The organism is Peribacillus sp. NPDC060253 (assembly GCF_042727425.1).
Lineage (GTDB): Bacteria > Bacillota > Bacilli > Bacillales > DSM-1321 > Peribacillus.
Genome location: NZ_JBHXAS010000002.1, coordinates 67,563 through 93,340, shown reverse-complemented (window position 1 = coordinate 93,340; position 25,778 = coordinate 67,563). Strand labels below are relative to the sequence as shown.

23 protein-coding genes are annotated in these 25,778 nt (G+C 41.2%); 21 read left to right on the top strand and 2 right to left on the bottom strand.

Annotated features, from left to right (window positions below; genetic code table 11):
* Nucleotides 1–2: 2 nt before the first annotated feature.
* The 16 genes from spoIIIAG (at nt 3) to spo0A (ending at nt 16,693) form a co-directional block, all read left to right on the top strand.
* A complete protein-coding gene (spoIIIAG, locus tag ACFWE9_RS01185) occupies nt 3–674 on the top strand; it encodes a stage III sporulation protein AG (RefSeq protein WP_230156792.1) in 672 nt (223 codons plus the stop codon).
* Between the two features lie 14 nt (nt 675–688).
* Nucleotides 689–1,282 carry a SpoIIIAH-like family protein gene (locus tag ACFWE9_RS01180; RefSeq protein WP_230156794.1) on the top strand — a complete coding sequence of 198 codons (594 nt, stop codon included), beginning with the start codon at nt 689–691 and terminating at the stop codon, nt 1,280–1,282.
* 627 nt (nt 1,283–1,909) lie between these two features.
* A complete protein-coding gene (accB, locus tag ACFWE9_RS01175; RefSeq protein ID WP_230156795.1) occupies nt 1,910–2,407 on the top strand; it encodes an acetyl-CoA carboxylase biotin carboxyl carrier protein in 498 nt (165 codons plus the stop codon).
* Nucleotides 2,408–2,421: 14 nt separating this feature from the next.
* Nucleotides 2,422–3,774: an acetyl-CoA carboxylase biotin carboxylase subunit gene (gene accC / locus ACFWE9_RS01170; RefSeq protein WP_230156796.1), complete on the top strand. Its 1,353-nt coding sequence runs from the start codon at nt 2,422–2,424 to the stop codon at nt 3,772–3,774.
* Nucleotides 3,775–3,811: 37 nt separating this feature from the next.
* Entirely contained in the window at nt 3,812–4,216 is a 405-nt protein-coding gene (locus tag ACFWE9_RS01165) for an Asp23/Gls24 family envelope stress response protein (RefSeq protein ID WP_222620245.1), read from the top strand.
* Nucleotides 4,217–4,657: 441 nt separating this feature from the next.
* On the top strand, nt 4,658–5,050 hold the full coding sequence (gene nusB, locus ACFWE9_RS01160) for a transcription antitermination factor NusB (RefSeq protein WP_230156797.1): 393 nt from the start codon (nt 4,658–4,660) through the stop codon (nt 5,048–5,050).
* Between the two features lie 70 nt (nt 5,051–5,120).
* Nucleotides 5,121–5,987, top strand: coding sequence for a bifunctional methylenetetrahydrofolate dehydrogenase/methenyltetrahydrofolate cyclohydrolase FolD (gene folD, locus ACFWE9_RS01155; protein WP_230156798.1), 867 nt, complete (start codon nt 5,121–5,123; stop codon nt 5,985–5,987).
* A gap of 157 nt (nt 5,988–6,144) precedes the next feature.
* Nucleotides 6,145–7,497 carry an exodeoxyribonuclease VII large subunit gene (gene xseA, locus ACFWE9_RS01150; RefSeq protein WP_230156799.1) on the top strand — a complete coding sequence of 451 codons (1,353 nt, stop codon included), beginning with the start codon at nt 6,145–6,147 and terminating at the stop codon, nt 7,495–7,497.
* Nucleotides 7,494–7,727: an exodeoxyribonuclease VII small subunit gene (locus ACFWE9_RS01145; RefSeq protein ID WP_230156800.1), complete on the top strand. Its 234-nt coding sequence runs from the start codon at nt 7,494–7,496 to the stop codon at nt 7,725–7,727. The genes xseA and ACFWE9_RS01145 overlap by 4 nt, the downstream gene beginning before the upstream one ends.
* Before the next feature lies 1 nt (nt 7,728).
* The gene (locus ACFWE9_RS01140; protein ID WP_230156802.1) at nt 7,729–8,622 is read left to right on the top strand and encodes a polyprenyl synthetase family protein; all 894 of its coding nucleotides are present in this window, start codon (nt 7,729–7,731) and stop codon (nt 8,620–8,622) included.
* A 250-nt stretch (nt 8,623–8,872) separates the two neighbouring features.
* Nucleotides 8,873–10,765, top strand: coding sequence for a 1-deoxy-D-xylulose-5-phosphate synthase (gene dxs / locus ACFWE9_RS01135; protein WP_230156804.1), 1,893 nt, complete (start codon nt 8,873–8,875; stop codon nt 10,763–10,765).
* A gap of 4 nt (nt 10,766–10,769) precedes the next feature.
* Nucleotides 10,770–11,597, top strand: coding sequence for a TlyA family RNA methyltransferase (locus ACFWE9_RS01130; RefSeq protein WP_230156805.1), 828 nt, complete (start codon nt 10,770–10,772; stop codon nt 11,595–11,597).
* A 327-nt stretch (nt 11,598–11,924) separates the two neighbouring features.
* The gene (gene ahrC / locus ACFWE9_RS01125) at nt 11,925–12,374 is read left to right on the top strand and encodes a transcriptional regulator AhrC/ArgR (protein ID WP_230156806.1); all 450 of its coding nucleotides are present in this window, start codon (nt 11,925–11,927) and stop codon (nt 12,372–12,374) included.
* A gap of 22 nt (nt 12,375–12,396) precedes the next feature.
* Nucleotides 12,397–14,112: a DNA repair protein RecN gene (gene recN / locus ACFWE9_RS01120; RefSeq protein ID WP_230156807.1), complete on the top strand. Its 1,716-nt coding sequence runs from the start codon at nt 12,397–12,399 to the stop codon at nt 14,110–14,112.
* A gap of 161 nt (nt 14,113–14,273) precedes the next feature.
* Nucleotides 14,274–15,566 carry a SpoIVB peptidase gene (gene spoIVB / locus ACFWE9_RS01115; RefSeq protein WP_230156808.1) on the top strand — a complete coding sequence of 431 codons (1,293 nt, stop codon included), beginning with the start codon at nt 14,274–14,276 and terminating at the stop codon, nt 15,564–15,566.
* Between the two features lie 335 nt (nt 15,567–15,901).
* Nucleotides 15,902–16,693, top strand: a complete 792-nt coding sequence (spo0A, locus tag ACFWE9_RS01110) for a sporulation transcription factor Spo0A (RefSeq protein ID WP_230156809.1) — start codon at nt 15,902–15,904, stop codon at nt 16,691–16,693.
* Nucleotides 16,694–17,499: 806 nt separating this feature from the next.
* On the opposite strand, the gene ACFWE9_RS01105 is transcribed toward spo0A, so the two are convergent.
* Nucleotides 17,500–18,042 carry a DUF6241 domain-containing protein gene (locus ACFWE9_RS01105; protein WP_230156810.1) on the bottom strand — a complete coding sequence of 181 codons (543 nt, stop codon included), beginning with the start codon at nt 18,040–18,042 and terminating at the stop codon, nt 17,500–17,502.
* A gap of 403 nt (nt 18,043–18,445) precedes the next feature.
* On the opposite strand from ACFWE9_RS01105, the gene ACFWE9_RS01100 reads away from it, so the two are divergent.
* Entirely contained in the window at nt 18,446–19,174 is a 729-nt protein-coding gene (locus ACFWE9_RS01100; protein WP_230156812.1) for a glycerophosphodiester phosphodiesterase, read from the top strand.
* Between the two features lie 53 nt (nt 19,175–19,227).
* On the opposite strand, the gene ACFWE9_RS01095 is transcribed toward ACFWE9_RS01100, so the two are convergent.
* A complete protein-coding gene (locus tag ACFWE9_RS01095; protein WP_101222519.1) occupies nt 19,228–19,464 on the bottom strand; it encodes a DUF2627 domain-containing protein in 237 nt (78 codons plus the stop codon).
* A 209-nt stretch (nt 19,465–19,673) separates the two neighbouring features.
* On the opposite strand from ACFWE9_RS01095, the gene ACFWE9_RS01090 reads away from it, so the two are divergent.
* The 4 genes from ACFWE9_RS01090 to ACFWE9_RS01075 all read left to right on the top strand — a co-directional run bounded on the left by ACFWE9_RS01090 (nt 19,674) and on the right by ACFWE9_RS01075 (nt 25,768).
* Complete coding sequence (locus ACFWE9_RS01090; RefSeq protein ID WP_230156814.1) at nt 19,674–21,731, top strand: sigma-54 interaction domain-containing protein; 2,058 nt, start codon at nt 19,674–19,676, stop codon at nt 21,729–21,731.
* 368 nt (nt 21,732–22,099) lie between these two features.
* Nucleotides 22,100–23,197 carry a Leu/Phe/Val dehydrogenase gene (gene bcd, locus ACFWE9_RS01085; RefSeq protein ID WP_230156816.1) on the top strand — a complete coding sequence of 366 codons (1,098 nt, stop codon included), beginning with the start codon at nt 22,100–22,102 and terminating at the stop codon, nt 23,195–23,197.
* A gap of 129 nt (nt 23,198–23,326) precedes the next feature.
* The gene (gene lpdA / locus ACFWE9_RS01080) at nt 23,327–24,748 is read left to right on the top strand and encodes a dihydrolipoyl dehydrogenase (RefSeq protein WP_230156818.1); all 1,422 of its coding nucleotides are present in this window, start codon (nt 23,327–23,329) and stop codon (nt 24,746–24,748) included.
* A gap of 24 nt (nt 24,749–24,772) precedes the next feature.
* Complete coding sequence (locus ACFWE9_RS01075) at nt 24,773–25,768, top strand: thiamine pyrophosphate-dependent dehydrogenase E1 component subunit alpha (RefSeq protein ID WP_230156820.1); 996 nt, start codon at nt 24,773–24,775, stop codon at nt 25,766–25,768.
* The last annotated feature ends 10 nt before the right edge of the window (nt 25,769–25,778 follow it).

The following is a 25,778-nucleotide window of genomic DNA, read 5'->3' as shown; positions in this document are numbered from 1 at the left end:
TATTGAACAAAGACAAAGGTCCATTATCCTGGCTGCAAAAACTATTAAATAAAGACCCTGACCAAAAAGAGCCTAAGGAAAAAAAACCTTCCCTGTATGTTTATGCTTTAATAGTAGTCCTTTTGGGAGCGGGAATTATGATGGTCGGGAATTTGTTAACCACCAACCAGACGGGACAAACACCTGAAGCAAAGACGGTTTTCAATAATAAACAGGAAGATGAGGGCAATGATGTAGAAACATTCGGCCAGAAGAATCAATCTGAATTCAAGACGACAAAAGATTATGAGATATATCTTCAGAATGAAATGAAGGAAGCGCTTGAATCCATCGCGGGTGTCAAGGACGTAAAAGTCGTAATCTACGTGGATGCATCCGAGAAAAAAGTATATGAAAGAAATAAAGTCACCCAAAAACAAGTCACCTCAGAAACTGACCAGGAAGGAGGCAAAAGGACGGTAGAAGATACATCGGTCGATGAACAGCTTGTTTTGGTCAAAAGCGGTGAAAAAGAAGGGCCGATCATTTCGGAAACAAAAAAACCTAGTGTGCGAGGAGTCCTGGTAGTCGCTAAAGGAGCCGAAAACATTCAAATAAAGAAGTGGATCGTCGAAGCTGTCACACGATCACTAGATGTACCAAGTCATAGGGTTTCTGTCATGCCTAAAAAATAAGGGGGAAAATCTACATGTTATTAAAAAAACAAACCGTTTGGTTATTGACTATGCTAAGTTTGGTCGTTGTACTTTCAGTCTATTATTTAACCGCTCCTGAAGAAAATGCCGCCGATATGACGGCGACCGAACAGAAGGAACAGGCAGAGAATAAAACAGAAAGTAAAACCGAAAGCAAAGCGGACACAAAAAGTGAAAATAAAAGTGGAAAAGAAACGTCCAAAAATGCAGAAGGTTCTTCTGTAACCATTGCATCAGGGGATGAGTTCGAATCGTTAAGGATGCAGATTGAAGATGAACGGGCAAAGCTGAATGAAGAATTGACAGCAAAGATGGGCAACACAGACCTTTCCGCTGAAGAAAGAGACGAGGCTTATGCGAAAATCGAACAATTAAGTGAAACGAAAGTAAAAGAAAATATCATCGAAAACTTAATTGTGGCCATGGATTATAATGCAGCACTGGTTCGAGTGGATGGAACGGATGTAAAGGTAAGTGTCAAGGCTGATAAACAAACTAAAACAGAGGCCAACAACATTATCCGCCTCGTAAGAAAAGAAGTGAGCGATGCACAAAATGTAGTGGTCGATTTCCAACCTGAAAAGTAAACTCACCTATAGTAAAAAAGAGCTGATACACAACAGATCAGAGCTGAAAAAAACTTGAAGGTCCCTCTTTATAAAAAAAAGGGGTCTTTTTTATTTGTATTTTTTCTAATATCATAAAGGCGGGAAACTTTAGAGGAAAAGTTTTTTTATGCCAAATGATATGGTGAACTCAAATAGAAATGGTGATTACACTTCTCCTTAATATTTCAAAAAAGTAATAATAGTAGGGGTTTTTACTGTTTTTCCAATCGGAATTGGTAAATTTCAAGGCGAAGTGCTATGGGGTACAAGATGAAAAAAATTCACAATATTATAATAAAGGTGTAAGATAGAAGTATGGATATCAAGTTCCAACTAATCTATCATTGAATTTGCATAAGCTAATATTGTATGATGTTAGAAGCTGGTCATAAACTTTTCAATTCTTTAAAGGAAACAATATTTTGATAAAGTGAAATATCTGTTATAATACAGATGAGGTATGCATTCAGTTTATTTGCAATCGTATGGAAAAAGCGGCTCGATTGTGCAGAATTGGACAAGTTATGGATAAGCTACGGGTAAAGGATTACATAAAATATCATTGCCTCAAAAACTCATATTAAATTAGACAAGGGGTGCAACAAAATGAAAGTGCAAGAAATTCGTGAAATTATTAAGCTAGTCGATCAATCCAATATCAGTGAATTCGTTTTTGAAAATGAAGGAACGAAAATTAAATTGAAAAAAACAGAAACGGGTACAGTATTACACCAAGCAGCTGCTCCAGAAGTTGTTCAAGCCAATGCAGCAGTAGAAGTCAAGCCCGCAGCGGCCCCTGCCTCTGTAGTGCCGAAAGCTGTTGAACCTGCTAAACCGGCTGCAGCCGTCACTGAACAGGAAAATTTACATAAAATCACTTCTCCAATGGTAGGGACATTCTACCAATCTCCAGCACCGGATTCACCTGCGTACGTAAAAACAGGTGATAAAGTAACGGGAGATTCAATCGTCTGCATCGTGGAAGCTATGAAACTTTTCAATGAAATCGAGGCTGAAGTAAGCGGTGAAATCGTTGAAGTCCTTGTAAAAGAAGGTCAACTTGTGGAATATGGTCAACCATTATTTTTAGTAAAGCCGGAATGAGGAGCTGTTTCTAAATGATTAAAAAGGTATTAATTGCCAATCGTGGGGAAATTGCTGTCCGAATCATCCGGGCATGCAAGGAATTAGGAATCGAGACTGTTGCGGTCTATTCGGAAGCAGATAAAGAAGCATTACATGTTCAAATTGCGGACGAAGCATATTGCATCGGTCCTAAATTATCAAAAGACAGTTATTTAAATACAACGAACATCATCAGTACAGCCAAGAAAACGGGATCGGATGCGATTCATCCTGGATATGGATTCCTTGCTGAAAATGCCGATTTTGCTGAGCTATGCCGAGAATGTAATATCATTTTCATCGGTCCAAGCCCAGAAGCCATCAATAAAATGGGAACAAAGGACGTAGCAAGGGAAACCATGCGCAAAGCTGATGTACCGATCGTTCCAGGTTCTAAAGGCATAATCAAAGATACGGATGAGGGTGTAGCCCTTGCTAATGAAATGGGCTATCCAGTCATCATCAAAGCAACTGCCGGCGGTGGCGGTAAAGGTATCCGCGTCGCAAGGACCGAAGAAGATCTCATTAAAGGCATAAGCATCACGCAACAGGAAGCCGCGACTGCATTTGGTAATCCAGGTGTGTATATTGAAAAGTTCATCGAGGACTTCCGTCACGTTGAAATTCAAGTCATGGCTGATAATCATGGTAACGCGATCCATTTAGGAGAGCGTGATTGTACGGTTCAACGACGTTTGCAAAAACTTGTTGAAGAAACTCCATCTCCTGCACTTGATGGTGAAATGCGTGCGGAAATGGGACAGGCTGCAGTAACGGCTGCCCTTGCCGTTAACTATTCAGGTGCCGGTACAGTTGAATTTATTTATGATTATGTGAATAGAAAATACTACTTCATGGAAATGAATACACGTATCCAGGTTGAACACCCAGTTACAGAAATGGTAACGGGCGTGGATTTGATTAAAGAACAGATCAAAGTTGCTTCAGGAGAAAAACTATCACTTTCACAAGCAGATGTCACTTTTAATGGCTGGTCTATCGAATGCCGGATCAATGCGGAAAATCCAGAAAAGAATTTTATGCCATCGGCAGGTAAAATTCACATGTATTTACCGCCAGGAGGCTACGGAGTACGCGTAGATTCTGCTGCATACCCTGGGTACTCGATACCGCCGTATTACGATTCCATGATTGCTAAATTGATCGTCCATGCACCGACGAGAGAAGAAGCGATTGAGAAGATGAAACGCGCTTTAGGTGAGTTTGTCATAGAAGGTGTCCATACGACAATTCCTTTCCATATTAAGTTACTTCAGCATGAACAATTTGTTTCCGGAGAATTTAATACCAAATTCCTTGAAATATATGATGTAATGAACTCATAATGTAAAGGAAGACAGGAGGTGCTTTTGAATGAGTGAAATGGAAGGCCAATTACTCGAAATGAATGATTATAATAGTGGACTGGGCAAAGTGGAGATTGCGCCTGAGGTGATAGAAGTAATTGCGGGTATAGCTGCATCGGAAGTTGAAGGTGTTGCACATATGCGCGGGAATTTCGCTACAGGTGTAGTTGAAAAGCTTGGTAAAAAGAACCACGGTAAAGGCGTGAAAGTGGACTTAACGGGAGAATCCATCAAAGTGGAACTTTATTGTGTCATGAAATTTGGTGTCTCAATTCCGAAAGTCGCTCAGGAAGTGCAAGACAACATTCGCGAAGCTTTGTTGAATATGACCGCTATCGACGCGGGTGAAGTGAATATTCATGTAGTGGGCATAGCGTTTGAAAACGCGAAACAAGAAGCGGATTACGAACAAGAAGTGTAAGTGGCATCATTCGATTCACACCTGCAAAAACCCGGCAAAAAGCCGGGTTTTTGTTTTTTTAATGTATACTCGCTGATACACCGCTTTTGGAACCTGCTTATAATATTAAATTTAAATGAACATAATAAGGCGGTGTCTGGAAGTTTCCCTTTAATTCAAGGGTGATTTCTGTTAGAGTGTAAAAGGTGAAATATGAGCATGAAAGCTAGGCATGAGCTTTTTGACACTTTTTTTATTGGCCGTTTAACTAAGAGGAGCATCCTGGGGATTGTTGTCTGCAAAAATCCAGATGTTTGAGGTTTTTGGCCATTGTTTTAATGAGATTGAGCTTGATTATGAAAGAATTCAGCGAAAATCTTAATATTTTCGAAAAAATGTTATTTAATGTTCGTTTGTTCTAGCATTTTCATATATAATAGTAGATGTTAAAGGAGTAAGATTATGAAAAGAAGAGTAGCCCGTGAAAAATCCCTTCAAGCACTATATCAAATAGATATTGCCAAGTCGAATGCAGAAGAAGCAATGGAAAGCGTACTGGATGGTGCTCCTACTGATGAATATTTCAAGAATTTAGTAATGGGGATAACGGAAAATCGTGAACAACTTGATGGAATGATCAGGGACAATTTAGAGAACTGGACGCTGGAAAGACTGGCGAACATTGATCGGAATTTGCTGCGGATCGCGGTTTATGAAATGGTTCACAGTGAAGATGTTCCTGTAAGTGTTGCAATGAATGAAGCTATTGAAATTGCTAAGAAATTCGGTGATGATCAATCGAGCAGCTTTGTAAATGCCGTTTTATCCAAAATAAAGGTGAAAATCGGCAGCTGAAGCTGCAGCCTTGAACTTGGATTCTCTCAGCAATTTCTTTAGCAAAAATCAACTTGGGAGGAATATACACATGTCAGCTCAAATCATTAATGGTAAAGAAATTGCAGAGGCAGTTAGACAGGAAATCAGTAAGGAAGTTCAACAATTACGTGAAAAAAACATCGTTCCGGGTTTGGCTGTAATTCTGGTGGGCGATAACCAAGCATCACAAACTTATGTGCGCAATAAGCAAAAAGCTTGTGAGGATTTGGGCATGCATTCTATATTAATTAAAAAGCCTGCGGAACTCTCTCAGGAGGAATTAATTCAGAACATTGATGAATTAAACCAGGATGACAGCATTCATGGTATATTGGTGCAGTTGCCATTGCCTGGACATATTCAGGAAAAAGCGATCATTGAAGCGATTTCCCCTGAAAAGGATGTTGATGGATTCCATCCGATTAACATCGGGCGGATGATGACGGGCCAGGATGCTTTTTTACCTTGTACGCCTTACGGGGTAATGGTGATGCTAGAGCATATCGATTATGACCTTGAAGGTAAGCATGTGGTCATCGTAGGCAGGAGTAATATCGTCGGAAAACCAGCCGGACAATTGTTTTTGAATGCGAACGCAACCGTAACATATTGCCATTCAAAGACAAGGGACCTTGCTTATTATACCAAGCAAGCAGATGTCGTTGTGGCAGCTGTCGGAAAGAGGGACACGATCACGAGTGACCATATTAAAGAAGGTGCCGTTGTCATTGATGTTGGAATGAACAGGAATGATGAAGGAAAGCTTTGCGGTGATGTGGCGTTTGATGATGTGAAAAATAAGGCTTCATACATTACACCAGTTCCAAAAGGTGTTGGTCCCATGACAATTACAATGCTTATGAAAAATACGGTCAAATCTGCTCAAAAAACATTGAACAGGATTAGCCAGCACTAAAAAGCTGAAAAAACGTTAAATTATTTTAAAGAAGCGGACCTCTTGTTTTATAATAACGGGAGACCGCTTTTTTCCATGCATAGATTTAATCAAGTTTTAAGTGTAACCTATAGGTGAGCTTTCTTTATATCCGATTTCCGTCGGAAGGAGACAATATATGAGCAACCAACAATATTTGAGCGTGTCGGCTTTGACGAAGTACATTAAAAGGAAGTTTGATGCCGACCCCCATTTGCAAAATGTATACATAAAAGGCGAAATATCTAATTTTAAACAACATACAAGCGGACATATGTATTTTACGCTAAAGGACGAGAAGGCCCGCCTCCTCTCCGTTATGTTTGCCGCTAATAACAAAGGGATGAAATTTCAACCCGAAAATGGAATGAAAGTCCTTGTAAAGGGTGATATTTCATTATACGAAGCGGGCGGACAGTATCAGCTTTATGTGAAAAGCATGGCCCCGGATGGTGTGGGGGATTTGTATCTTGCTTATGAACAGTTGAAGAAAAAGCTAGAGGCGGCCGGTTTGTTTTTGTCCGAACATAAGAAAACGATTCCACAGTACCCCAAGACTGTAGGCGTCATTACATCTCCGACCGGAGCTGCACTAAGGGATATCTTGACAACCATTAAGCGGAGATACCCAATTGCCAAAATCATCGTGTACCCAGCTCTTGTACAAGGGAATAATGCCGCTAAATCGATTGCTAAGGCAATATCAAAGGCTAACGCAAGGGCGGAGAGCGATGTACTCATTGTCGGAAGGGGCGGTGGGTCGATCGAGGAGCTATGGGCCTTTAATGAGGAGATAGTGGCTGAATCGATCTATGATTCTGATATACCGATAATTTCTGCTGTCGGACACGAAACCGATTTTACAATTGCTGATTTCGTCGCTGATATGCGTGCTCCGACACCAACTGGGGCAGCAGAGCTAGCGGTTCCTCACCTGAATGAAATACTCGAACGTCTGATGAACCGTAAGAATCGCTTGACCCGCTCCATTCGTGAAGGAGTGAATTTTGAACGGACCCGATTGACAAGGATGGAAAGATCGTATGCTTTCCGCTATCCACATAAAATGTATGAACAGAAGCTTGAGCAACTAGATAAGACGATGGACAGGTTAGGGAAAACAAGCACGCGATATTTCGTGAAAAAGAGAGATGAGCTTAAGCAGCTGAACGATATTCTGAAAAAGCAGCATCCTGAACAAGCGGTGAAAAATTCAAAAGATGAATTGCAGCAGCAGGAAAAAGGTTTGAGGAGGGGCATGGAAGCCATCTATCGGCAGAAATCTCAGCAGTTCGTTCATCTTACTGCCACTTTGTCAGCTCTCAGCCCATTAAAAATCATGGAACGGGGCTATGGATTGGTTTTTGCTGAGGATGAGACGTTAGTGAAAAGTACACAGCAAGTATCAAAAGGGGATAAAATAGCCGTTTCCATAAAAGATGGAACGCTTGAATGTGAAATTAAAGAAATAAAGGAGCGAATTGAACCATGACAAAAAAACAGGAAGCTACATTTGAAGAAGCAATGGAGAATCTTGAGAAAATCGTAGAACAGTTGGAAGAAGGCGATGTGCCCTTGGAAGAAGCCATTTCCATTTATAAACAAGGAATGGATTTATCAAGGCTTTGCCACTCCAAGCTTAAGGCGGTTGAAGATCAGTTGACTCAAATCTTACGCGAAGACGGGGAACTTGAAAACTTCGTTGTACAGGAGGAAGAATAACATGGGTACTGCGTCTTTTGAAATGTTTTCTAAAGAATATAAGGCGATTATAGAACGGGAAATCGTGGAATATGTCAATAAACTTAATGCGCCGGCAGTGGTCAAAGAAGCCATGAACTATTCATTGGAGGCAGGCGGTAAACGGATTCGCCCGTTATTGGTCTTTGCGGTTCTGGAGGCCTTTGGGAAAAACTTGAGGATGGGGATTCCTGCAGCGGCTGCCATTGAAATGATCCATACATATTCTTTGATTCATGATGATCTTCCGGCGATGGATGATGATGATCTCCGCCGCGGAAAACCGACGAACCATAAAGTGTTCGGAGAGGCGATAGCGGTACTGGCAGGTGATGCTCTCCTTACATATAGCTTTCAATTGGTGACGGATATGATTGATCCCGAGGTAACGGCTGAAATGAAACTGGACCTTGTAAGTGAAATTGCTAAGTCTGCCGGAGCCGAAGGGATGGTTGGAGGTCAAGTTGCCGATATGGAAGGTGAAAATAAACAGTTGACCCTTCAGGAATTGGAATATATCCATGAACATAAAACAGGGAAGTTAATGACTGCAAGCATCCTTTCCGGTGCTATATTAGCCGGAGCGAATGAAGAACAGCATCTGCATTTACGGGACTTTGCATACCACCTGGGGCTTGCTTTTCAAATTCGGGATGATATTCTGGATATTGAAGGGTCAGTCGAGTTGATCGGCAAGCCGGTTGGCAGTGATGTAGGAAATCACAAAAGCACATATCCTTCTTTACTTACGCTTCAAGGGGCGAAGGAAAAGTTGGAACATCATGTTGGACTTGCTCATGCCGCGTTAGGAAAAACAAACTTACAAACGGGTTTGTTGAATGAACTAACTGATTTAATAGCGAACCGTAACCATTGATTTGTGGCTAAATTTGTTATCAATTGAGGTTTTATGGTATACTCATTGTGCAAAAATATGTGAAAATCAACATGAATTTTTTTATTGAGATACGTGATAAAATAGGTATATTAAGCCGCCGAAATCACCTGGGTGTTGGCGGCTATTTTTTAACTTAAAACCAATTTTTCGGTCAAGTCTTCCATAGCCCTCTTTCATGAGGCTTTGTCTATGCTTACAACCGAGAATGACAGAAAGTGAGTGGTCCTGTTTGGATCTTCTATCTATAAAAGACCCTTCTTTTTTGAAGAAGATGAATAATGAAGAACTAGTCGAGTTAAGTGCCGACATACGTAAATTCCTTGTGGAAAAATTATCGGTTACCGGTGGGCATATTGGTCCCAATTTAGGTGTAGTTGAATTGACTATAGCCTTGCACAAAGAATTCGACAGTCCGAATGATAAAATTTTATGGGATGTCGGGCATCAATCATATGTCCATAAAATCCTGACTGGCAGAGCTGGAGAGTTTGATACCTTAAAGAAATATAAAGGTCTTTGCGGCTTTCCTAAAATGATTGAAAGCCCTCATGATGTTTGGGAAACCGGTCACAGTTCCACTTCCCTTTCAGCTGCAATGGGAATGGCAGCTGCACGTGATATCAAAGGTGAAAAAAGTTTTATTTTACCTGTAATCGGGGACGGAGCCCTTACAGGTGGAATGGCGCTTGAAGCTTTGAATCATATCGGGGATGAAAAAAAGGATATGATCGTTATCCTGAATGATAATGAAATGTCGATTGCCCCTAACGTAGGTGCCCTGCACACGATTTTGGGAAGATTGAGGACAGCGGGTAAATATAAATGGGCAAAAGATGAGATGGAGTTGCTTTTGAAAAAAATCCCTGCAGTTGGAGGGAAACTTGCGGCTACTGCTGAACGGTTGAAGGACAGCATGAAGTACTTATTGGTCTCGGGGATCTTTTTCGAAGAACTCGGTTTCACATACCTTGGACCAGTCGATGGTCATAATTATGAAGAACTGTTAGAGAATTTAAGATATGCCAAGAAAACGAAGGGGCCCGTTCTGCTGCATGTCATCACGAAAAAAGGAAAGGGCTATTCCCCGGCCGAGTTGGATACAACCGGGAATTGGCATGGGACAGGCCCATACAAAATCGAGACAGGCGATTTCGTGAAATCCCCTAGTAAAGGTCCTGCTTGGAGCGCTCTTGTAAGCGATACGGTCAGCAGACTCGCACGTGAAGATGAGCGGATTGTCGCGATTACCCCTGCAATGCCCGTAGGTTCGAAATTGGTTGGCTTTTCACGAGAGTTCCCGGAGCGTTTCTATGATGTAGGAATTGCCGAGCAGCATGCTGCCACTTTTGCAGCCGGATTGGCAACGCAAAAAATGAAACCATTCCTTGCCATTTATTCAACCTTCCTGCAAAGGGCGTATGACCAAGTGGTGCATGATATATGTCGTCAGAATTTAAACGTATTCATAGGGATTGACCGTGCCGGATTGGTTGGTAACGATGGCGAAACGCATCAAGGCGTTTTTGATATTGCTTTCTTACGCCATATTCCGAATATGGTTTTGATGATGCCGAAGGATGAAAACGAAGGTCAGCATATGGTCAATACGGCCCTAAGCTATAATGATGGCCCGATTGCTATGCGTTTCCCTCGTGGTAATGGTTGGGGAGTGGTAATGGATACCGAATTGCAGCAGATACCAATCGGTTCATGGGAAGTTTTGAAAGAAGGAACGGATGCTGCCATCTTAACTTTCGGCACAACGATTCCAATGGCTCTTGAAGCGGCAAAACAGCTAGAGAAAGAGGATTATTCCGTTAAGGTGATCAATGCCCGGTTCATCAAGCCATTGGATGAGAACATGTTGAGCAGTCTCCTTGGTGAGAAAATGCCTATCTTGACTATAGAAGAAGCGGTTCTTCAAGGTGGCTTTGGCAGTTCTGTACTTGAATATGCTCATGATCAAGGGTTCTATGGGGCTATTATCGATCGCATGGGCATCCCTGATTATTTCATTGAACATGGCAGTGTCGATGAACTTCTTGAAGAAATCGGTTTAACGACTGAGACCGCCATTAAAAAGATTAAAATGATAACACTCAAAAAAGAAAAAAGGGCCTGACAATATGAAAGTAATGAAAGAAAGAGTAGATGTATTACTTGTAGAACAAGGATTGGCCGATACACGTGAAAAAGCGAAGCGTATGGTTATGGCCGGTCTTGTCTACGCGAATGAAGAGAGGTACGAAAAACCGGGGGAAAAAGTTCCGGTCGATCTCGAATTTACGATCAAAGGTAAAGTTATGCCTTACGTTTCAAGAGGTGGACTTAAACTTGAGAAGGCCTTAAAAGAATTCGACTTACAGGTGAACGGGAAAATCCTCCTAGATATCGGATCCTCGACAGGGGGATTCACGGATTGCGCCTTGCAAAATGGTGCCACCATGTCCTATGCACTGGATGTAGGCTATAATCAACTTGCCTGGAAGCTTAGGCAGGATGAGCGGGTAAAAGTAATGGAACGGACCAATTTCCGCTACGTTACACCCGCTGACCTGGATGGGGAGATGCCAAACTTTGCAAGCATTGATGTTTCGTTCATCTCGCTCACATTAATTTTACCGGTGCTAAAAACCCTGCTTGTTCCGAAAAGCGACGTCGTTGCCCTAGTTAAACCGCAATTCGAAGCCGGGAAGGATCAAGTGGGTAAAAAGGGGATTGTTCGCGATCCCAAAATCCATAAACAAGTGTTGGATAAGATCATTTCCTTTGCAAAAAATGAAGGCTACGATATTTTGGATGCCTCCTTCTCACCGATCACCGGCGGCGATGGAAATATTGAATTTTTGCTTCACTTATACTGGGAAGGGTCAAAAGAAGATGGAGCAATATTGCTTTCGAAAACGATTGATGACATCGTTGGAGAAGCCCATGCCCAGTTTAAAAAAGAATAGCTGGAACTTTGTATGGCTCCTTTGGCTGATTGGTTGGCTAAAAGGAGCTTTTTACCTTTAAATGAGGGTTGTAAGCACTCGAATGATTTGAGGAAGCTACACAGGTAGGTAAGAACAAAAAATAGTCTTGTTATGCAAATTAGAGAAAAAGTTGTACAATTGCATAAAAATCCGATAACATTAATATTAACCACTTATGAGAGCGGTCTATTTGCACGTACGGATGAACCGAAGCAATCCCATATTGGTCAGCCTGCCTAAGCATGTTATGAAATGGATAATTTTTATAATTAAATGAGCAACAGTTGAGAAGAGGTGCTTCTACTTATGAATAAAGGACAACGACATATAAAAATAAGAGACATTATAACGAACAACGATATTGAAACCCAGGATGAACTGGTTGAAGAACTGAAATTTGCTGGGTACAATGTAACTCAAGCCACAGTATCAAGGGATATTAAAGAGCTTCACCTTGTAAAGGTTCCGTTAACGGATGGAAGGTATAAATACAGCTTGCCTGCCGACCAACGTTTCAACCCACTTCAAAAATTAAAGAGAATCCTGGTTGATGCTTTTGTACGCATCGATGCGGCCAATAATTTGCTGGTTATGAAAATGCTCCCTGGTAATGCACAGGCGATCTGTGCATTAATTGATAATTTAAATTGGCAAGAAATACTCGGGACGATCGGCGGCGATGATACTTGTTTAATTATCTGCCGTTCTGAGGAAGATGCAAAGATCATTTCCGGCAAATTCTTGGACATGCTCTAATAATTTTGTGAGGTGACCTAGTTTGTTAACAGAACTATCGATTAGGAATTTTGCGATCATAGATAGCCTGTCCGTATCTTTTGAGAAAGGCTTGACTGTCTTGACCGGAGAAACTGGGGCAGGGAAATCAATTATCATAGATGCCGTTCATCTTTTGGTTGGGGGACGTGGCTCGGCAGAGTTCATTCGGCATGGTGAGTCGAAGGCCGAAATAGAAGGATTATTTCAGATTGAAGATGAGTCGCATCCCGTCTTTGCTAAGGCAGTAGAATTTGGCTTGGATATGAATGATGGGATGGCCATTCTTCGAAGGGATATCTCACTCAGCGGCAAAAGTGTATGCAGGGTAAATGGTAAACTTGTAACGATTGCCATTTTACGCGAAATAGGACGGACACTGATTGATATTCATGGTCAGCATGAACATCAGGAATTAATGGATGAACGACTGCATCTTCCGCTGCTGGATCAGTTCGGCGGTGAAAAAATTGCCTCGGCACTCACTGAATACCAAAAACTATATAAACGTTATGAAACCGCTTCTAAACAATTGAATGGTTTAAGCCAAAATGAACAGCAAATGGTCCACCGCCTTGATTTGATTCAATTTCAATTCGATGAAATCCATAAAGCTGATTTGAAACTTCACGAAGATGAAGAATTGATGGAAGAGCGGAAAAAAATTAATAATTTCGAAAAAATCCATGAAGCGCTGCAAACCAGTTATAATGCTTTAAATGGTGAGCAACATGCAATTGATTGGCTTTCCGTAGCCATGAATAACCTGGAGGAAGCGGCAGGGCTTGATGAGGGATTAAAAAACAGCTCCGAGACCGTTTCAAATAGTTACTTCCTTCTTGAAGAGGCAGTGTCGAACATCCGGGATCAATTGGACTCTTTGGATTATGATACCGAACGTGTTGAATTCATTGAAAGTCGCCTTAATGAAATAAATCAATTAAAACGTAAATACGGGAGGACCATCGAGGAAATCCTGGAATATGGTGCTGGTATCGAAGAGGAAGTTGAAAAACTGCAAAATAGGGAAACCCATATTGCGAAGCTTGAAAAGGAAATAAAATCGATTAAGGCTGATTTAATTGTTGAAGCAAAGAATCTGTCTGATCTTCGTCAGACATTCGCTTTGCAGTTAACAAAAAAAATTCATCAGGAATTAAAAGATTTATACATGGAAAAAACAATTTTCGAACCACATTTCCTTCAAACGGCTTATACTTTCGATGAGTTGTCAGATCGGGGCATTAATCAAACAGGCCTGGATAATATGGAATTTTATATTTCCACCAATCCAGGAGAACCGTTGAAACCTCTTTCTAAAATTGCATCGGGTGGAGAGTTGTCGAGGATCATGTTGGCTTTGAAAAGCATTTTCTCCAAGCATCAGGGCATTACGTCCATTATTTTCGATGAAGTGGACACCGGTGTAAGCGGACGGGTTGCGCAATCCATTGCCGAAAAGATCTATAAAGTGGCAACGGGATCTCAAGTGCTGTGCATATCCCATCTACCACAGGTGGCAGCAATGGCGGATACTCACCTTTTCATTGCGAAAAATGTGAAGGCTGGGCGGACGAATACCTCTGTTAAACCACTTATAGAAACGGAAAAAATAAAAGAAATCGGCAGGATGATTTCAGGTGTCGAGATTACGGACTTGACGAAGCAGCATGCCAATGAATTAATTCAGCTGGCCAAAAGGCTGAAGATCACATCTTGATAGGCTCACAAGAAGATTATTTAAACTTCTCATAAGCATTCATTGTAAAGCTATCCAAAAACGGATAGCTTTTATTTTTTGCTCCTGTTATAAATGACTGTCATGAGGGCTAAATTAAAGGTGTAGCCATAAAGTTTCAGAGAGCGAGGAGAGTGAATGGATTGAAATTTTTATGGATAAACAGGATCATCGGTGGAATTCTCCTTGTTTCGCTATTAACATTAGGGTTATACCAGCCATCTCGTGAATATTTTTTAATTCCAAATCATCTTGTACTATTTGAAGGAAGTCAATATAGTATTTCCAAATCATTACCTGTTTCTGCAAAAGCTTCGGGATCAAGTGATGGGATTTCGCTTCATGATGAACAAGCTTCGATAACGCTAGGTGCCGAGAAACCAGGTACGAATGAAGTTTTACTTGATGTAGCAGGCCTGCCTGCCAAAAAGGTTGACATTAGGGTGTTAAAAGACTTTAAAGTCATGCCTGGAGGACAATCCATTGGCGTTAAGCTTAATACTCTCGGAGTGCTCGTAGTAGGTCATCATCTTATTGATACTACACAAGGGAAAAAATCACCAGGAGAGAAAGCGAAAATTGAAATTGGTGATATTATTACAGAAATCAATGGTCAGACGATAAAGAAGATGGGGGATGTAACCCCTTTTGTTCAGCAGGCAGGTGAAAAGGGAGAAGCGTTGAATCTTGTCATCAATCGGGATAATGAAGTGCTTCATAGTACCCTTTTACCTTTAAAAGATAAGAATGAAGGAACATACAAATTAGGTTTGTATATCCGTGATTCGGCAGCTGGTATCGGAACGATGACGTTTTATCACCCGGATTCAAAAAAATATGGGGCATTGGGACATGTCATTTCCGATATGGATACAAAAAAGCCGATTGTTGTAAAGGACGGGCAGATTGTTCAATCGACAGTCACTTCCATTGAAAAGGGAAGCAATGGTGATCCGGGAGAAAAATTGGCACGCTTTTCTTCTAATAAAGAGAAAATAGGAAATATTAATCGCAATAGTCCCTTTGGGATTTTTGGGAAATTAAATCAAGATTTTAAAAACGGGGTTAATGACAAGGCACTCCCCATCACCCTTTCCCATGAGGTAAAGGAAGGACCAGCAAAGATCCTGACAGTGGTGGATGGTTCTAAAGTAGAGGAATTCGATGTGGAAATCGTCAGTTCCATTCCACAAAAGTTTCCTGCGATCAAAGGAATGGTCTTAAAAGTGACGGATAAAGAATTGCTTCAAAAAACGGGTGGGATCGTTCAGGGTATGAGCGGCAGTCCTATCATACAAAATGGGAAATTAATCGGTGCAGTCACCCATGTATTTGTTAATGATCCTACTAGTGGGTATGGAGTCCATATCGAATGGATGTTAAACGAAGCCGGTATTAATATATACGACAAAGATAATTATGAAAAGGCAAGTTGAAGAAACCGGGTATCCCTTTGGATGCCCCTTTTTAATGGGGAGCGGTGATTGGCAATAATAATGTTCTTTTAAGGGTTTGGCAATGGTTTAATAAAAAATAGAGGATTTTTTGAAACGATGTGATAAAATGATAACGAAATGAAGATTTTTCGACAATCGGTTTATTCGAATAGCAAACGAAGTCGAAAACAAGAGATATCCGGAGAATAATATTGAATTCCTTATATTTTTTCAAAAATAAAAGGAATTTAGTTTCCATTGTCGAAAAGTTCAATTACAATAGAATTTAGTCATATAGAAAAAAAGACCAATTGTAGTTGAGGAGGAAATCAAGCGTGAAAAAAATTAAGGTGTGCGTTGTAGACGATAATAGAGAACTTGTTGGCCTTCTGGAAGAATACATTTCAGCACAGGAAGACATGGAAGTGATTGGGGTGGCACATAACGGACAAGATTGCCTGGGGATGCTTGAAAGCGTTGATCCGGATATATTGATCCTCGATATTATCATGCCTCATTTAGATGGGTTAGGTGTACTTGAAAAACTTCGTGAAGTAAAACGGGGTGCTATGCCTAATGTAATTATGCTTACTGCCTTTGGTCAAGAAGATGTCACGAAAAAAGCAGTTGATTTGGGCGCGTCTTATTTTATCCTGAAGCCTTTTGATATGGAGAATCTAGCCAATCATATTCGTCAGGTGAGCAGTAAAGGCCAGGCTGTTTTAAAAAATCATAGTCAATTTAGCTATCGTCCCCAAAATGAACCAAAGCCGAAAAACCTCGATGCCAGCATCACAAGCATCATTCACGAAATTGGAGTGCCTGCACATATTAAGGGCTATTTGTATTTAAGGGAAGCCATATCCATGGTGTACAATGATATTGAACTATTGGGCTCGATCACCAAAGTTTTATATCCGGATATCGCCAAAAAATACAATACAACGGCAAGCCGAGTTGAACGTGCGATCCGACATGCAATTGAAGTGGCCTGGAGCCGTGGCAATATAGAATCCATTTCATCTTTATTCGGTTATACGGTCAGCATGACTAAGGCTAAACCTACAAATTCCGAATTCATAGCAATGGTTGCCGATAAGCTTCGCCTTGAACATAAAGCATCTTGACAGGGGTAGGGGCGTTGATTTGACGGCAATTTGGACGGGAATTTAACCGTGAATTTATCGCCAACTCCGGTAAACCTTGCGGTGGAATACCAATAAAGACTGATCGTATTTGGCGGAAACTCGGCACACTACGAGTCAGTATATAGGAAAATTCCGCAGTCGTCCAAACTGGGCGGCTATTATTTTCGCGTAAGGGGTTGGTACTTATGTCCATCCGTAATCGATTGAATGTATTACGTCATGATCTTCGTATGACCCAAACGGAATTTGCCGCATTTATAGGGCTCTAAGCGTATATATCAGTGTAAGCGTTACGAAAGGAAGCCCACGAACCTACGCTCGACAATGCCATGCTAAATAGCGAAAGGCTCGGTATGACGGTAAACGAAATATTTTATAGGGAAAAATCATGACGTCCATTGCTGGGCGTTTTTTTTTATGCCTTTGCCTTTTCAACTCCGTTTAATTTTTTGTTAGGTCGCGACTTGGAACGTGTAAAAACGCTCAACCCTACGTTTAATATGTCCGATATGAAAACGGAGAAAGACAAAGACGTTCGACCGACTCTATACGTAAAAAAGCCCCGACAATTAGCGGATCACTCCGTAAGGTCGAGGATTTTTTCTTGAACAAACGAAAGTGCGATACTGCTGATTTAATTTGTCACCACGATGCTTTCAAGTGTTATATAGGTATTCAAACATAAATTATAGGGGATTGGGATAGTCAAGAACCTGAAAAGGGACCTAAATAGTCCCTTTTGTTTTGATTAATAAAATAATCGATGGGCTCGATTATACTGACTATCAAAAGTTTTCTTTGACAAATTCTGCTTCTTGTTCAGGAGTAAGAACTCCGGTAGCTTTACCAACATTTCCATTTTGGGCACCCCAAAGGTAGTTGTGATCTTCCACTATATTGTCGAAGTTTCCTTCTTTCCAGTTTCCTACGATCCTCAGTAATTCTCTTTTAAGTGTGAAGCCGATGTCAATATCTTTAATAAATGCATAAACGACATTGATGTTTTCAGGAGTCATCTCAAGGTTGTACCATTTTTCTTCAGAAATTACTTTTTGATGAGTCATACTATGCATAGTTTTCATCACGTCTTTTGCAGTTGAAGCCGGGCCAAGACCTAATTCATATAGAACTTGTTCATATTCTGAAGTTTGTTCTTCCATATCCTTATCTTTCTTATTTTTCCCCGAAACTTCCATAACAGCAATACCGGTATTTGGTTCATTATGCGTTGCTTCATACTTTTTAGCATTCTGCTGTAATGTTATTACCACTGCAAGAACTGCTGCAGCAACAATAATTGAAACCACTGACCATCTAAATTTATTCATGTTAAGTTCCTCCGAGTCATAGTTCAATTATTCACTCATCAATTACATCCTTTTATGGATAAGCTAACCAGTATTATATTAACATAAAATATTAACCGATAATCTTAAACAATTATGTAACCATAAAGAATACATATAAATTTTTTATCGGAAACCAATACAGAGTATCCTGAGACAACTGGTGACTAAATGAACAGGCGCATTGGCGATACACGTCCGTGTATGTAAAGAGAGCGACTGCAATTGTTCACTTCCCTGCTTATTATATAGACGTCCACGTGCATCTTCGTGTTGCCTTTTTCGAAAAGGTTTTCCGGTAAATGATATCGATGAAAATAATCTTCCGTTTCTTTTCATAAAATTGGGGATATAACGATTTTTGGGAGAGGTGGCAGATTTCATCATGACCTTAATCTTTGCTCATCGAGGCTCATCAGGTACCCATCCGGAAAATACGATGTCGGCGTTCAAAGAAGCAGCCCGTGTAGGAGCAGACGGAATTGAAACGGATGTCCAGCTCTCGAAAGATGGAGAAGTAGTCATCATTCACGATGAAAAGCTCGATCGGACGACGAATGCCTCAGGGTATGTAAAAGATCGGACCTTAATGGAGTTGAAAACTCTTAAAGCTTCCTCAAATTATAAAGGTAAATGGGGTAAAGAAAAAATTCCGACACTTGAAGAACTTTTGATATGGCTAAACAATAATCAGCTTTTTTGCAATATTGAATTGAAAAACATGCTTTTTCTGTATCCAGGCTTAGAAGAGAAAGTCATACGCCTCATCCGTACCTACCAAATGGAAGAAAGGATCATTCTTTCTTCTTTCAATCATTATAGCTTGGTTCATTGCCACCGATTGGCACCTGAAATGGAAACGGCACCGCTTTATAGGGATGGGCTGTACATGCCGTGGGTTTATGCCAAGGCAATAGGAGGGAGCGCTATCCATCCAAATATCCGGGTTGCCCCTGATGTCATTATTCGAGCATCGTTAAGAATGGGTGTTCCTGTAAGGCCCTATACCATTAATAAGGAAGCGGAGATGAAGCGATTATTCAATTTGGGATGCAGTGCCATCATTACCGATTTTCCTGAGGATGCGATACGGGTCAGAGAAGGACTTAAATAGAGATAATGAAAGAAGAAGGTGCCATATCTTACATGGCACCTTCTTTTTGCGCATTAAAATTTATTGAATCTGCTTTGAACCTTATTTTGTTTTCGATCTCGATGAAGGACGAAGCCGGCGATGAAGGCTATCCCGCCAATTGTGATAAGCAGGCCGATTAAAAATTGCAACCACAGGACTGGATAGGGAGGCTGTAAAATGCCGAACACCATGTCCCTCATTATTTTTATGCCATAGGCAGCAAATGCCCCGGGAATAAAAAGAATCAAAAAAGCGATTAAACGTTTCATGCGGTCAAATCCCTTCCGAAAATTCCGTCTTTTAAAAATGATAAAGGATATAGAATATTTGTCAAGTTTCGGGAAACTAGAAAATGACTGGAAGGCAATGACTGTTTTTAAGGGATATCAATATGGTAAAATGAGAGGGCGTGGAGTATGAAAAAAATTGCAGAGATGAATCTTTTAATGGGGTAAATAAATCATAAGGGGGATGGCTCATGCAAAAAGTCATGATAGTAGGGGGAGGAGTGGGAGGGACGACCGTGTTGAAACTCCTTTCGGAAAGCGAAGTATTCTCAATTGTTTGTATGGCTGATACGAATGGATCCGCAGAAGGGATGCTTGCAGCAAAAGAACGAAGGATTCCTACAGTGACTAATTGGAGCAAGGGATTGGATGGGGATTTGGATATCATTTTTGATACGACTGGAGATCCGTCTGTTTATAATAAGATAAAAAGGGATATGCATGATCAAACGATACTCATTCCTGGAAGTGTCGCCCACATCATGACGAAGTTGTTTGAAGAGAAAAATCGTTTAATAAATAAATTGGAGAATGCTTCGGCAAAAATGGACCTGATCCTGAATACGACCAGTGAAGGGATGGTGGTGATTGATCAGGATGGATTCATCATCATGTTCAATGATAGTGCCGAACGAGCATCTGATATAAAACGCAGGGACGCGATTGGCAGACATATTAAAGATATCTTCCCTACAACTGGATTGCTTCGAGTGATGGAAATGAACAAAAAAGAAGTAAATCAGGAGATCACCATTTCTAATGGGATGGAACTCATAACGACAAGGATTCCTCTGGTAAATGCCGATAAGGAAATCATAGGGGCTTTTTCCGTGTTTAGGAATAAAACGGAAGCTGTACAATTGGCAGAGCAGATCACTGATTTAAAAGAGATACAGACAATGCTCCAGGCGATCATACAATCCAGTGATGAAGCCATATCTGTCGTGGATGATCAAGGGAGGGGACTATTGATCAATCCAGCCTATACGAGAATCACTGGCCTGACAAAGAACCAAGTGATCGGGAAGCCGGCGTCCATCGATATTTACGAAGGGGAAAGTATGCATATGAAAGTGCTACAGACGAAAAAGCCTGTTCGGGGTGTCAATATGCGTGTCGGGCCAAAACATAAGGAAGTGATTGTGAATGTAGCTCCAATCATTGTGGATGGGTGTCTGAAAGGGAGTGTTGGCGTCATTCATGATGTATCGGAAATTCAAGCCTTGACTCATGAATTGAATCGGGCAAGACAGATTATCCGGACATTGCAGGCTAAATATTCCTTTGATGATATAATAGGAGCTTCCGAAGAGATGAAGCTTCCCATTGAACAAGCGAAATTATCGGCAAGGACACCGGCTACTGTCTTATTGAGAGGGGAATCAGGGACAGGCAAAGAGTTATTTGCACACGCCATCCATAATGCAAGCGATAGGAAATTCAATAAATTCGTACGTGTAAACTGCGCGGCAATCTCGGAAGCATTACTTGAAAGTGAACTGTTCGGTTATGATGAGGGAGCGTTTACAGGCGCAAGCAGAGGCGGAAAGGTCGGTTTTTTTGAAGAGGCAAATCAAGGGAGCATCTTTTTGGACGAAATTGGTGAATTACCAGCGAACATCCAAGCAAAATTACTGAGGGTTTTACAAGAGCGGGAAATCATCAGAGTGGGGGGAACAAAGCCGATTCCCATCAATGTCCGGGTCATAGCCGCTACGAATATCAATCTTGAACAGGCAATAGCAAGCGGATCATTCAGGGAAGACTTATATTTCAGGCTGAACCGCATGCCAATTTTCATTGCTCCTTTACGAAAACGTAAAGAAGATTTAAGAGAATTGGCGGAGCATTTAATTCATAAAATCAATCAGGAGTATGGACGGAGCATAGAGGGAATCACTGCAGAAGCTATACATAAGATGCAAATCTATAACTGGCCAGGGAATGTGAGGGAACTGGAAAATATTTTAGGACGGGCGATCATTTTCATGAAATTGAACGAGACGATCATTGATGTACAGCATATTCCGGACTTTATCGAATCGATTCCAATAATACAGGAGAAAGACTCAATGGAGCCATCTGGCTACGTATCGGGCAGACCGCTCTCGGAGATAATAGACCAGTATGAAGCAAAAATCATTCAGCAAGCTATAAATACACACAAAGGAAATAAAACACTTACGGCAAAAGTGCTGGGGATTTCGGTTAGAAATCTATATTACAAAATGGAAAAATTCGAACTGTGAATATACTTGCATGCTAAAAATTGCACACTATGAAAAAAACTGCGTGGAATATTCTGATTTATTTTAATTTAAGTGTAAGTCCACTTCTAACATGAAATTTTTTTAAATCTGGTATAGGCTATAGTTGTTCACCTTATTAACCAGCATCTCCTTTTTTTGGTTATAAAGGCTCTCGCATTTCAATTTATTGGCATGTTATTTGCATATTTAAAGGTACATGGATTTTCCAAGGGAACCATTCCCAATAGGGAAAATATCATGTGATTAGCGGATTTCATTTAAAAAGAACGTAGTAGCCAGTAAGAATGAGGAGTAATGCAATGTCCTCATATCTGACACGAATTAAAACATCTAGGGAGGATTTCTTTATGGAAATTTTTAAATATCTTGAGAAGTATGACTACGAACAACTGCTGTTCTGTCAGGATAAACAATCGGGTTTGAAAGCGATTATTGCCATTCATGATACAACATTGGGACCTGCACTTGGCGGCACACGGATGTGGACGTATGCTTCTGAAGAAGATGCCATAGAAGACGCTTTAAGGCTTTCAAAAGGAATGACATATAAGAACGCAGCTGCCGGCTTGAATTTAGGCGGAGGAAAAACCGTCATCATCGGCGATCCGCGCAAGGATAAAAATGAAGAAATGTTCCGTGCATTCGGTAGGTATATCCAAGGGCTTAATGGACGTTATATAACAGCTGAAGATGTAGGGACGACGGTCGAGGATATGGATCTCATCCATGAGGAAACGGATTTTGTCACTGGGATTTCCCCTGCATTCGGTTCTTCAGGTAACCCGTCCCCTGTAACTGCTTATGGGGTATACCGCGGTATGAAAGCTGCTGCAAAAGAAGCATTCGGCACTGATTCTTTAGAAGGCAAGGTAGTTGCAGTCCAGGGCGTCGGGAATGTAGCTTATAACTTATGCCGTCACCTTCATGAGGAGGGCGCTAAGTTGATCGTTACGGATATCAATAAAGATAGTGTGGCCCGTGCGGTTGAATCCTTTGGGGCGACAGCAGTGAATCCTGATGAAATTTATGGGGTTGAATGTGATATCTATGCTCCATGTGCATTAGGGGCTGTCATAAATGATCAAACAATCAATAAAATCAAGGCGAAAGTCATTGCAGGTGCAGCCAATAATCAATTGAAGGAAGCTGTTCATGGTGATCAAATACATGAAAAAGGTATCATATATGCTCCTGATTATGTCATTAATGCAGGTGGAGTCATCAACGTTGCTGACGAGCTTTTAGGGTATAATCGGGAAAGAGCCCTTAAAAAAGTGGAAACGGTTTATGATACCATTGAACGAGTCATTGAGATTGCAAAACGTGATCAAATTCCAACCTATAAAGCAGCTGATAGGATGGCAGAAGAGCGAATTGCACGTATGAGGAACTCCAGGAGTCAATTTTTACAAAATGAAAAGCATATTTTGAATGGACGAAAATGATTTTAGTTGTACGAGATTTTAATTCCTGTGTTTTTTTAACGAAACACAGGAATTTTCAACATTGATAACGTAATAAACATAATGCAAGTAAAAATAGTGACTATCTTTTATTAGTGAGGAGGAGTGGTTTTGGCTGAAGAATTTGACCTCGTTATCCTCGGAGGAGGAACAGGCGGGTATGTGGCAGCGATAAGGGCTGCTCAATTAGGATTGAAAACTGCTGTCGTGGAGAAAGGCAAGCTCGGCGGAACGTGTCTACATAAAGGCTGTATCCCTTCGAAAGCACTTTTACGGAGTGCGGAGGTTTATCAGACTGCAGTGAAAAGTGACGAATTCGGTATAGTTACCGGGGATGTAAAGGTAGATTTCCTTAAGGTGCAGGAAAGAAAGAATAAAGTGGTTGATCAACTCTATAAAGGTGTTCAACACTTGATGAAACAAGGAAAGATAACGGTTTATGAAGGGTTAGGACGGATTCTTGGTCCATCGATATTTTCACCGATGCCCGGAACAATTTCCGTGGAAATGAACAATGGCAGTGAAAATGAAATGCTTATTCCTCAGAATGTCATCATTGCTACCGGTTCGCGTCCAAGGACCCTGCCCGGATTACAGATTGATGGGGAATTGGTACTAACATCCGATGAAGCTCTAAACCTTGAGAACTTGCCAAAATCAATCATTATTGTAGGCGGGGGAGTTATCGGCATTGAATGGGCTTCGATGCTGAATGATTTTGGTGTGGATGTGACAGTGCTTGAATATGCAGATAGAATCATACCGACTGAAGATCACGATATTTCCAGTGAGATGCTTAGACTCCTAACAAAAAAAGGCGTCAAATTCGTTACAGGTGCGAAAGTATTATCGGAAACTCTGAAAACGGATGTCTCAGTATCCATTTCTGCTGAAGTAAACGGTTCGGTAGAGGAATTCACAGCTGAAAAAATGCTGGTTTCCGTAGGAAGATCAGCAAATGTTGAAGGGATCGGCCTGGAAAATACAGAAATTGTGAAGGAAAATGGTTTTATTGAAACCAATGAGTTCTTCCAAACGAAGGAAACACATATCTATGCGATTGGTGATTGTATCGGCGGTTTGCAGTTGGCTCACGTTGCCTCCCATGAAGGAATTACAGCTGTTGAACATATGGCAGGTAAAAAGCCGGAACGGATCGATTATTCACTGATTTCAAAATGTGTGTATTCTAGCCCTGAAGCTGCAAGTGTCGGTTTGACGGAAGAACAGGCAAAAAAGGAAGGCTATGAGCTTAAAGTGGGGAAATTCCCATTCCGTGCAGTTGGTAAGGCCCTGGTATTCGGGGAAGCGGATGGTTTTGTCAAAATCATTGCCGATAAGAAAACGGATGATATCCTTGGCGTTCATATGATAGGACCACATGTTACGGATATGATTTCTGAAGCAGGGCTTGCAAAAGTGCTTGATGCGACACCTTGGGAGATAGCAAAAACAATTCATCCGCATCCAAGTCTTTCTGAAGCAATCGGCGAGGCGGCGCTTGCTGTCGATGGACTTGCCATTCATTCATAAAGAATAAGGTCAGGAGGTTTTATGATGGTAGAAAAACGTCATGAACAATTAGGCTTAAATGAGGAAACGGTTTTAGATATGTATCGGACAATGCTTTTGTCCCGCAGGATTGATGAACGGATGTGGCTGTTGAACCGGTCCGGGAAAATTCCTTTTGTGATTTCCTGTCAGGGGCAAGAGGCAGCACAAGTAGGGGCAGCGTTTGCACTGGATCGGCAAAAGGATTATGTACTTCCTTATTATCGGGATGTGGGTGTGGTACTTACCTTCGGGATGACCGCAAAAGACTTAATGCTATCTGGTTTTGCGAAAGAAGAAGATCCCAATTCCGGCGGACGCCAAATGCCTGGACATTTTGGTCAAAAGAAAAATAGGATCGTCACTGGTTCATCCCCTGTAACCACACAGGTGCCACATGCAGTTGGAATTGCGCTAGCAGGGAAGATGGAAGGTAAGGATTTAGTAACATTCGTAACGTTTGGGGAAGGTTCATCCAATCAGGGCGATTTCCATGAAGGTGCCAACTTTGCAGGTGTGCATAAGCTACCGGTCATTTTCATGTGTGAAAATAATAAATATGCCATTTCCGTGCCTATTTCGAAACAGTTATCATGTGAGAATGTTTCCGATAGGGCGATTGGCTATGGAATGCCTGGAATAACAGTGGATGGCAATGATCCATTGGAAGTGTATGCAGCCGTGAAAGAAGCGGCGGACCGTGCACGAAGGGGAGAGGGCCCTACCCTTGTTGAAACCGTTTCTTACAGGCTTACGCCTCATTCCAGTGATGATGATGACCGAAGCTACCGTACTGCGGATGAAGTGGCCGAAGCGAAAACAAAGGATTCCATAAAGACATTTGGAGCGTATTTAAGAGAAGCGGGAATCATGGATGATGATCTTGAGAAACAAATGAATGATGAAGTCATGAAAATAGTGAACGAAGCAACTGATTATGCTGAAAATGCTCCATATCCGAAGGCTGAAAGTGCGATGACTCATGTGTATGCACAAAAGTAAGGGGGTAATA